This window comes from Pseudoalteromonas sp. TB25, from assembly GCF_000497995.1.
GTDB classification, from domain to species: Bacteria; Pseudomonadota; Gammaproteobacteria; order Enterobacterales; family Alteromonadaceae; genus Pseudoalteromonas; species Pseudoalteromonas distincta.
Genome location: NZ_AUTI01000346.1, coordinates 1 through 11,069, shown reverse-complemented (window position 1 = coordinate 11,069; position 11,069 = coordinate 1). Strand labels below are relative to the sequence as shown.

The 11,069-nt window shown below is 39.1% G+C and carries 7 protein-coding genes, 1 pseudogene and 1 other annotated feature; all 8 genes and pseudogenes read right to left on the bottom strand.

What is annotated here, in order from left to right; translation table 11 throughout:
* Positions 1–39: 39 nt before the first annotated feature.
* Positions 40–1,259 (bottom strand): IS3 family transposase gene (locus tag L652_RS0114270; RefSeq protein WP_223230517.1). Its coding sequence is split into 2 segments (ribosomal slippage): positions 40–971 and positions 971–1,259, totalling 1,221 coding nucleotides; the frame shifts between segments, so codons are not numbered across the junction.
* Positions 865–981: a sequence feature (AL1L pseudoknot), on the bottom strand. (Overlaps the previous gene by 117 nt.)
* Positions 1,222–1,677: an ABC-three component system middle component 1 gene (locus L652_RS0114260; protein ID WP_024596797.1), complete on the bottom strand. Its 456-nt coding sequence runs from the start codon at positions 1,675–1,677 to the stop codon at positions 1,222–1,224. The genes L652_RS0114270 and L652_RS0114260 overlap by 38 nt, the downstream gene beginning before the upstream one ends.
* A 7-nt stretch (positions 1,678–1,684) precedes the next feature.
* Positions 1,685–2,558 (bottom strand): annotated as a pseudogene (locus tag L652_RS1000000125730) (ABC-three component system protein).
* Between the two features lie 461 nt (positions 2,559–3,019).
* A complete protein-coding gene (locus L652_RS0114245; RefSeq protein WP_024596794.1) occupies positions 3,020–4,072 on the bottom strand; it encodes an MBL fold metallo-hydrolase in 1,053 nt (350 codons plus the stop codon).
* A gap of 930 nt (positions 4,073–5,002) precedes the next feature.
* Entirely contained in the window at positions 5,003–7,258 is a 2,256-nt protein-coding gene (locus tag L652_RS0114240; RefSeq protein ID WP_024596793.1) for an acyl-CoA dehydrogenase, read from the bottom strand.
* 339 nt (positions 7,259–7,597) lie between these two features.
* Positions 7,598–8,626 (bottom strand): zinc-binding dehydrogenase, encoded by a 1,029-nt coding sequence (locus tag L652_RS0114235; RefSeq protein WP_024596792.1) that lies wholly within the window; start codon positions 8,624–8,626, stop codon positions 7,598–7,600.
* Between the two features lie 10 nt (positions 8,627–8,636).
* Positions 8,637–10,049 (bottom strand): TolC family protein, encoded by a 1,413-nt coding sequence (locus L652_RS0114230; protein WP_024596791.1) that lies wholly within the window; start codon positions 10,047–10,049, stop codon positions 8,637–8,639.
* A partial coding sequence (locus L652_RS0114225) for an efflux RND transporter permease subunit (RefSeq protein ID WP_029753293.1) occupies positions 10,042–11,069 on the bottom strand: 1,028 nt, incomplete at its 5' end. The genes L652_RS0114230 and L652_RS0114225, both read right to left, overlap by 8 nt.

Here is an 11,069-nt window from a genome sequence, read left to right as displayed (position 1 = left end):
TGAATCGCCCCGAGTTCATCGGAGACCAGTTTGTTTAAGTCAGGCCACTTTACCTGACTCGTTTAAATTATCATAGTAGTCTGTTTCATATTGAGCTGGTGAAATATACCCAATTGAAGATAATAAGCGTTGATTATTAAACCAATTGACCCACTCTAACGTTGCGTATTCAACAGCATCAACATTCTTCCACGGGCCATTTCTGCGAATAATCTCTGTTTTAAATAATCCATTTATTGTTTCAGCCAATGCATTGTCATAAGAGTCACCCACACTGCCTACAGACGCTTGAATTCCAGCTTCAGCAAGTCGCTCAGTGTATCGTATAGACAAATATTGGCTGCCTCTGTCGCTGTGGTGAATTAACCCTTCGGGGTTGCCACGATGCCAAATAGCTTGCTCTAACGCATCAAGAATAAGCTCTGTGTGCATTGTCGTTGATACACGCCAACCTACAATGTATCGTGAAAAAACATCTATCACGAAAGCGACATAAACAAACCCACTCCATGTGGCAACATAGGTGATGTCAGCTACCCAAAGTTGATTTGGCTGCTCAGCAGTAAATTGACGATTAACTAAATCAAGTGGCTTATCTTGTTGCTCGTCAGGTATCGTTGTCTTATGTGCTTTACCCCGACGAACACCTTGAATTCCCATAACTCGCATCAATCGTTCGACTGTACAGCGGGCGACTTGATGGTCGTCAAGCTGTAGCTGCTTCCATATTTTTCTTGCACCATAAACTGACATATTATCCTCCCACACTTCGCGAATGAGTATTATCAGCTCAGCATCACGCTTTTTGCGGTTAGACAGTCGCTCAGGCTCTCTTTGTATCTGTTTATGAGAATAATACGTTGATGGTGCAATCGGCAATTCCTTGCAAATTGACTCGACACCGTAATGCTCTCTGCAAGCATCAATAAAATCCACTATTACTTCTGTTTGCGGTCGAGCTCCGCTTGGGCGAAAAAAGCGGCAGCTTGCCTCAGGATATCATTCGTTCGCTTGAGCTCTTTATTCTCGCGCTCTAAGACGGCAAGGCGTTCTTCAGTTGATTGCGTATTAGAAGAGGGTTTAGACGGTTGAGCTTGAGATTTCTTGACCCATGCTCTAAGTGTTTCTGGGGTACATCCCAGTTTATCTGAAATCGATACTAGCGCAGCCCAAAGAGAAGGGTATTCATGCTGTTGTGTGGTAACAAGCCTAATTGCACGTTCACGAAATTCTGATGTATAGCGATTTGATTTTTTCATAGTTCCAGTTTCTCAAGTTATTGAGTCTCTGGCAAACACGGGGCGATTCAAAAATCACATTTAGTTTTTCAACTACATGAATATTAAAGTTACCATCATCTGATATTATTTTTCTTACGAAAATTTTATTGTTTTCTATTTCACTACGGACATCCTGGGAGATTTTTTCTTTAGAAATGAAAACAAGGTATGTATTCCATCTAGAGAAGTCACTAGATTGTTCACAAATAAACTCTGTGCCGATTACTTGCGTTAGATCTAACCAACTAGACTCCAACTCATCATGAGTTGAGATAGTTTTAACAAATGAATATATTTTGTTTTCTTCATCCAAATCAAAGCTATATAACTTTAGGTTTTCTTCTTCTTGAAGTAACTCAGGTAGTTGTTCTATTTCATAAAAACTATTATTAATCATAAGCCCTCTAAATAATCAAATATTTACTGTAGTTACTTTTTATTTTATCTTTTATGTGTTCACTTCCAGTAACTATGTTAAAGCTCTCTAATTCTTCTTGCTGATCATAAATGCACTTATTATTTAAAGCATCTAAGTCAATCAAGGTTTTCTTCAGATTTTTGTTATTTTGGACATTATCAATATTATAGTCATCACCAGAATTAGTTACTTGATTAATATACATATGTGAAATTGCCCCTGAATTATATTTTACTCTTTGTGAGGGGCTATTTGTCTTGACGATGAAAAAACCATTTTCATCGTGATTGATATATTCATTATCTAAAATACTTAAAAGGTGTTTCTGCCATGTCTTATTACTATTTATATATAATTCTTCTTTTATTTAATATGTTACTAAGATAGGTTTTATCAAACGTTTCAGGTTCATCAACCATCACAGATATTACGATTAACTCGAAAAATGCAGCCCAATACTTCGGTTCATTTACTTCAAAATTCTCATAGAATTCACATTCTAATATATGTTCAAGCTCTTCTTTTACTGTTATGGGGGTAATACCTATCGCTGTAACTTTTGTCTGCCCTATGCAGATAAGTAACTTGCGAATACTATTTAGTAGTGCAGGTTGATCCCAGCCGTCAGAAAATTTAAATGCTAGGTTTTCAAGTGTTTGAAACGATTGCAGCTCTACTGGTAGAACTATTGATAATTTTTCGCTTCTCGATTCATTAATGTGATGAATTATGTCATCAAATTTGTTAATGTTTACAGCAACAACACATCCATCATATTCATTCTTAGAACCTGAATACTTTGTCTCAATCGCTCGCAAAACCACACCGTCGCCATCAGTAAAAACTCCACCTCCAGACATCCCAACTATCCAACTGAATTCGATGTTCATTGATGTTTTTAATTTAATGTGTTCAGTGTACTTAACATCAAATTCATAAGAATGATTTCTATATCTATTTAGTATTACAGGAGCATCTCTACTACGTCCAGGGTAACCACAAAATCTAACCTTTTCAGGAGATGAGATTATTTTTCTCGAAATTACCACATCAGAATTTATTTGTTTTGATGTTCGTAATATTGCTATATCTAGGGAATTACTGCTATTAACTAAAATTTCTAAAATTTCAATAGGTTCGTTATTGTAATCGCGTACTATTAGGTCTCTGATTGGAAGTAAATCACTATGAATATCTTCATTATCAATACATATAACATGCTTAGCTGTGTATATATATGAATAGTCAGAAGTCAAAGAGTTCACTATAACTCCAGATCCCCCATTGATTGTAACTATATTCTCAAAATATTGGTCTTGGTTCATAATGGGATTGTATCAATTTCTTTGGCAACAAAATCAAAGTGTTCATAATCATCTTTCTGGAATATTTTATCTATTAATTCAGGATGGTTGAATAAAAATGACGGTTTATTTCCACTACACTCAATAATTCTTGCAAACACCTCTTTATCTGGATGCCCGTGACCAGTTCCATCGGTTGTTACAATATAAGATTCACAATCAATATAATTCAATAGCTTCTTACTTGTATTGTTCTTACTACCATGGTGAGATAGCTTCATATAGTCCACCTTAATTTTTTTAGTTGTAGTGTAACCAAAAGATTTCAGACCACGAATAACTTCTATTGCGTGAGCGTCACCTAACAACATTAGTGTTTTTCCACCAAATTTAAAGTTGAAAGCGATTGATGCACCATTACTAGGGGAGCCATCTGAAGCGCCTGTTTTTCCATTCATCAAAGATCTCAGGTCTGCTTTCTTTCTGGCACTTGAAGTCAAATTACTAGGATATTTCTCTGCCCACTTTGCATTTCTTTTCTTCAGCTTTTTAATAGATGGAGAGAGTATTTCAAACTCACAGCCGTATTTTTCTATTCGGTTTCCATTTTTTAACCTTGAATGGATAATTTGATCATGTTTTATTTTTTTTTGATTTAGGAGCTCTTCTAGAGTAATACCATCATTGATGCTTGTCGCTGTTGAATTAGAAGTAGATACCTTTTGCTTATCACGCTCTTCAGTAATAGCTAGTTTTTCAGACAACAGCTTTCCTGAGTTAAACCAAACCTCTGTAGTAAGATCTGATAGGTAGCCCTCCTCTTCAAAAGCAGATATTAATCCACAAATATGATCTTGATCTTCATGGGTTATGATTAAAAGGTCTATCTTTTCATCGGCAGATTTAACTTGGTCAAGATAAGTTTTTAAACTACCAGGGCGTACTCCTTGCTGAAAAGTTTCCCCTGGCCCTCCATCAATAAGAATATTACGCTTCTTTCCATCAAAGTCCCCTGAAATCACAAGGGAGTCACCATATGACGCTTTCAATACTGTTAATTGTATAGACATAATTTTCTCAAGCTATTCTCTGCGGGTTAGGTGAAACATACACCACTCTCTTACTGACTAAGCTATTAATAGTTATATAATTAGTGTCCAATAATAGTGCCATTAGAATAGGAAGCTTACAACTAGTTTTGATCGTATAAGCTCATTTGAAGAAAGCTAGTACAGTTCACATTTGACATAATATGATTATCATTCAAATGATTTAAAAATTTTCTAATGTTTTTATGTATTCGAGGTGAGAACTCTAGCCAGCTAATTCAGCTGTAGATTTGAACTATAGCTACATGGTTAGCCAATATTGCGGAAATACTTCAAATTAGTTGAGTGCAGCAATTAGCTGTGGTGCGACGGACATCTAGGTAGTAATTTTGTCAAAAAGCATTGCTACCTCTTTCCGATAAGGTCGTTGGTTAACTTAATTGCCTAAACCATAAATAAACTAGACACATATGGACGCTCTGCCGCTATCAAGCCCTAATGATCCTTCAAGGTTGTTTTTTACGATCTTAATCTATTCTTTTTTAAACATCGCTCCAAATCAGCTGATAAACCGCTGTATTCAGTAACCAATAAAATGGGGGCTGCTCTGGCATATATCCGGGCTTAACTGATTTTCAGCGTCCCTAATGAGTTTCGAACCTACCCCCACATAAATCGTAAACACCCATTCTGTATCTAATGCCGAGCCTTCGCCGGGTTTGAACTAGGTCGGCTTTGCCTATTGTTCATCTTTTTATGGAAAATAAACTAGACAGCCACTCTAATTAAACAAGCTAAACGACCATCAAATGAGCCATCATCACCCTGTCTCTATATTGAACACATAAAAAAAGCCCCGCTTGTTTTTACACAATCGGGGCTCCACACTAATTTTTTAATCAAAAATAAAAGCGCCGATACTACGGGCGCTTTGCATCATTGAATTAAATTTTATTGATTAACTACGCTTTTAAGCGGATTAATCGGCTGTGCGTTATCGTCTAGTATGTTCATGTCAAAATCGAACTCATCTACACGAATCGCTTTTTCACGTTTGATGTTGTAATCAATTAACTGAACGTGTTCAGCTTGCGTAATTACGTTTGCCGCGAGTGCGTTATCAAGCGTGATGTTAAAGCGTATACCTGGTTTAATTACTTTAGCACGTAGTGCTTTTTTAACTTTAGCCAGCTCGCCAAGTGATGCCATTTTAGCTTTGTAAGCTTGCTCATTAATATGATGACCATCGCCCTCAACTGGTTTAACTAAATGCGTAATTTGCGCTTTAAATGCGGTATCTAGCTGAGCTTGCTTAGCTAGTTCGCGGATTAAATCGTCGCTAATTTTTGGCATTTTAGTTGAGTAGTTCATTGTAATGAAACGAATAAACTTACGTGTACCACTTGCAGGGAAGTTATCTAAAAACTTATGCAATGCTTCTTCAGCACTTTGTAGTGCAAAACGAGTCGCGTAATGGAAATACGGAGCTGCTTGCTCACGGTCACTACTTGATACTTTTTGCTCGTAGTATTTAATTGATGCCATAGCTGCATATAAGAAGCTCATTACATCGCCTAAACGTGCCGATAGCATTTCTGCTTGTTTTAACTTACCGCCAAGTACAAGTAACGAAAAGTCTGCGTACACTGCAAGTTTTGCAGATAATTTATGTACTGCTTTTTCGTAGTCGCGTACTTCTGGCAAATCAGAGTTTGCACTTGCTGTAAATGGTAAAACACCTAAGCGCAAAGCACGTAAGCTGTTTGCTGTGCTGTAGCCGATTGTTTTACGCAAAATGCCGTTAAATTCTTTATCTGCGCCTTTGTCTTCACTGTGAATTGACTCAACCATAGATTGTAAATATGGGTGACAACGCATAACACCTTGACCAAAGATCATTAGGTTACGTGTAAGAATGTTCGCGCCTTCTACCGTAATGGCAATCGGCTGTGCAACATAACCACTTGCTAATGTATTTTGTGGACCGTTTTGAATCGCTTTACCCGCTTGAATATCCATTGCTGAATCAAGCACGTCGCGACCAAGCTCTGTCATATGATATTTAGCGATTGCTGTAACAACTGATGGTTTTAAGCCCATGCCTAAGCCTTCAGTTGTAAGTACGCGCATTGCTTCTTGTAGGTATGTTTTACCTGCAATGTCGGCTAGTTTTTCTTGAATACCTTCAAACTGGCCAATGGCTAAACCAAACTGTTCACGCACTGCTGCGTATTCAGATGCTGATTTAAATGCAACTTGTGCTGTACTAACACCTAGCGCAGGTAATGAAATACCACGGCCAGCACCTAAACAGCTAACCAGCATTTGCCAACCACGGCCGATGTTTTTCTGTCCACCAATAACAAAATCCATTGGTACAAATACTTTGTTACCACGTGTAGTACCGTTGTAAAAACGAATACCCATTGGGTCGTGGCGATTACCAAGCTCTACACCTGGGTGCTCTTTAGGAATAAGTGCACAGGTAATGCCTAGGTTTTCTTTACCACCTAGCAGACCATCAGGGTCAACTACTTTAAATGCTAAACCAAGTACGGTAGCAATAGGTGCAAGTGTAATGTAGCGCTTGTCCCAGGTAATTTCTAAACCAAGGACTTCTTCGCCGTTGTACATACCTTTAGTTACTTTACCAACATCAGGAATACCACCTGCATCAGAACCCGCTTCTGGGCTTGTTAATGCAAAACATGGAATGTCTGTACCATTTGCTAGGCGTGGTAAGTAATGTGCTTGTTGTTCTTGCGTACCAAAGTGAAGTAATAACTCACCTGGGCCTAACGAGTTAGGAACCATTACGGTTACCGCAACTGCTGAGCTTTTAGTCGCAATTGTGCCAACAATGGTAGAGTTTGCATAAGGGCTAAACTCTAAACCACCAAACGACTTAGGAATGATAAGCGAGAAAAAACGCTCTTTTTTCAAAAATTCTAAGATGTCATTTGGTAAATGAATGCCGTTTTGAATCACTGAATCATCAATCATGCCCAGTAGTTCTTTTACTGGACCGTCTAAGAATGCTTGCTCGTCTGCGCTTAATGTAGCAGCAGGTACGTCGCGAAGTGCACTGAAATCAGGTTTACCTTGGTAGATAGAACCTTCAAGCCATACATCACCCGCGTCTAGCGCTTCTTGTTCTGTGATAGAAATACTTGGTAATACTTTTTTTAGTTTTGTACGTAAACTCATGATTGAACTCATCCGACCAGCTAAATAATACCTACATTACGTCATAAAAAATCGTTTAGATCAATTACTCTATTCAATTAATTAACAGTTTTTTCAATTTATTTTCTTTACCTGAACGTAAACTGTTGAAACACAAAGGCTTACAGTTGTACGCTGAAAAAAAGTATTTTGACTAAAATGATGAATAAAACAGCAAAAGCGCTAGCGCTGTATCTATTTTTTGATGGGCATAAAAAAACGCAGCACAAATAGGCTACGTTTTTATTCAATTTATAGAGGCTACATTATCAGTTAATCTAACTAAAACTACTTAAATTTAAATCAAATTGTATAAGCGCTTCACTTAGCAACTTTAACAACTTGCTTGCCGGTAAAACCACCAGCAAGTTGTTTATTAAGCGCTTGCGATACTGACTCTGCACTAAAATCTACGGGCGTTATTTCTGGGTGTTTAATGTCGCCACTAACAGCTCCTTCAAGTAACAGGTTGCCCATAAAGCTCAAGCGTTGTTGTGCACATAAACTATTAGCAAGCCATGCACCACCAATCGATACAACGCTAATATTTGGCGCTCGGTGATACATTAAGTCTTGATCAAAATAAGGTAGCGGATTTAAGCAGGCAATACGTCCGCAAAAACGCATTAACTCAATATTACGCTGAGTACACTCTCCACCTATCGTATCAATAACCGCATCAAAGCCTTGCGGGCCAAGTTCTCTGCGGATTTTTTCGCATAGCTTTTTATCGCTATAGTCAAAAACCACATCAGCGCCTAGCTGCTTAACCAATTTATGGTTACGCTTTGATGCGGTGGTAAATACATCTGCACCACGCTGTTTTGCATATTGAATAGCAAACTGCCCTACCGCTCCGGCTCCGCCTTCAATAAAAATAGTATCGCCTTCACTAATGCCTATTTTATCTAAGCTGATAAGTGCTGCCATACCTGCACATGGAAGTGTTGCTGCAATGGCCGGATTTAAACCGCTTGGCACAACCGACACTGCAAAGTTAGGCACTTTGGTGTATTCGCTCAAAGCACCTTGCTCACCAATGTTGGCATGCCACATAACCCGCTCGCCAACATTTGGAAACACACCTTTGTTAGCTTTAACCACAACACCTACAGCATCTAAGCCTAAAATGTGTGGATACTGCCACTTGCAAAAGCCTGTTTTAGCAAATTGACCATCAACTGGATTTAAACCAACGTACTCTACTTTTACAAGCAGCTCGTTATCTGCACAGTCTGGAACAGGCAGCTCAGCATCCGCTAAGTCAATTGCTTCATTTGGTTCTGGCAGTACAATAGCGCGCATTGTATGCGGGATAATGTATTCATGTAAATTTTCAGTATTTGGCATCAATATAACTCTACTTATTAGTGTCGTTTAACGCATAACTCCATTGGCCATTAAATGACTGGTAAGCATTTACTTTGGCAAGCAGTGAAGAAATTGTTGTTTCAACAGCATTTTCTTGTGCTATTAAAACATCCTGGCGCGCATCTAACAACTCAAGGTAAGGAATTTGGCCTTCTTCGTACATTGCCTGGGCTTGTAAAAATGCTTTATTAGCAAAGTCATAGCGCTCATCGGCAAAGCGTTTTTGCTGTGCCTGATTGACCAACAATTGCAGTGAAAGTTCACTTTCACTTAGTGCAGTTAATACCACTTGTTGATAATCGCTGTATGCGGCTTCACTTAAAAACTGCTGTGCGTCGCGCTGTGCTAATAATGCTGGGTAGCTTAATAACGACCATTGCAACTGCGGCGCTACTTGCCACTGCTGATCGGTATTTTTTAAGCCTGTGCTGTCTATACTCACAACCCCTGCAAATGCAGATAAGCTAATATCGGGTAATAACGCTTTGCTAGCTGCAACACTTAAACTATTTGCTTGGCTAAAGTCAAACAGTGCACGGCTAATATCAGGACGTAAGGCAATGGCATTATTAGCGTTTTTTAGTGCAACGCTAAAGTCACGTTCAAGCACGCTTTGCTCGTTTTCAATAGCAATATTTTGCGCTAGCTTACCGCTTAGTACTGCAAGAGCAGATAAATCGCTGTATTTTGCATACTCAATGGCAGGTATTAGTGCTTGTTGCTGCCTAAGCTGCGCCATCGTACGGTTTAAATCAAGCTCGTTTGCAACACCTTCGTCAACACGGGCTTGAAGAACGTCAATACTTTGCTCAAGCGCTTCAATTTGAAGTGCTACAATGTGTTGTTTTTCAACATTACCTTGATAACTTACAAAGCCTTTAACAACTGACGAAACTACTTCAATTTGCAGTAAACGTACTTGCTCTGCTTGGCTCATGGCCGATGCATTTGCAGCATCAACCAACGCCGTAATGCGACCAAATAAATCTAGCTGCCAATCAAGTGCAACGTTTGCACTTGATTGACGGTCATAAACGCTTGGTGCATCGCTTCGAGCTGCGCCAACATTTACGCCACCTTGCGGAAGGTACTGGGCTTTTTGCTCTCCTAATCGCGCTAATGCACTTTTAAGTGTTAGCTGGCTTGTTTGCAAATTATAGTTATTTGCAAGCGCACCAGTAACAAGATCATTTAGTTGATCAGAATTAAGCTTTTTCCACCAGTTTGTTTCATCAGCAACGCTAACGTTACTCGCAATATTAGCTTTAGCAACAAATTCGTTAACGGCTTTTTGCTCACTCATGGTGTCTATTTTACTCGCACACCCGGCTAAAAACGCAGCGACTAATACCGCATTGACAGTTAGACTTGTTTTAAGCCTTTTTTGCATTAATTTAGTCATGAGTATTCTCCTGCGCTTTCTCTTTTTTGTTAGTCACTAACATATAAAATACCGGCGTAAACAATAGACCAAACACGGTTACACCTATCATGCCTGAGAATACGGCGTTACCCATTGCGTGTCGCATTTCGGCGCCCGCACCGGTGGCAAGTACTAACGGTACAACACCTGCTGTAAATGCAATCGACGTCATTAATATTGGGCGCAAGCGCATACGACATGCCTCAAGTATTGCCTCTAAGTGCGATAAGCCTGAGTCGTGTCTATCTTTTGCAAACTCAACCATCAATATTGCATTTTTAGAAGCCAACGCGACCAGAACTATGAGCGCTATTTGGGTAAATATGTTGTTGTCAGAGCCAACAAACCACACACCTAACAAGGCTGAGAAAATAGTCATTGGTACAATTAATATAATTGCCAGTGGTAGACGTAAGCTCTCGTACTGCGCTGCAAGTACCATAAATACTAGTAATACAACTAACGGGAATACATAAACCATGGTGTTACCGGCAAGTACTTGTTGGTACGTTACTTCAGTCCACTCATACTCAATACCTGTTGGTAGTGTGTCTGCGAGTACTTTTTCAATAGCAACTTGTGCTTGATCAGAGCTATAACCTGGCGCTGGGCTACCATTTAGCTCTGCACTTGGGTAACCGTTGTAATGCATAACACGGTCAGGACCAATTGTTGGTGTTACCGTTAATACAGAACCTAATGGCACCATATTACCTGAGCGATTACGTACTTTTAAATTAAGTATTTGATCAGGGTCTAAGCGATAGTCAGCATCAGCCTGTGCATTTACTTGGTACGTACGACCAAACATATTAAAGTCATTTACGTACACAGAGCCTAAGTAAATTTGCAGTGCATTAAATACTTCATCAAGTGGAATACCTTGAATAAGCGCTTGTTCGCGGTCAATATCAATATCCATTTGTGGAACTTGGATACGGAAACTTGAGTACAGGCCCATTAATGCAGGGTCTTGTTGCGCCTTACCGATTACGGCTT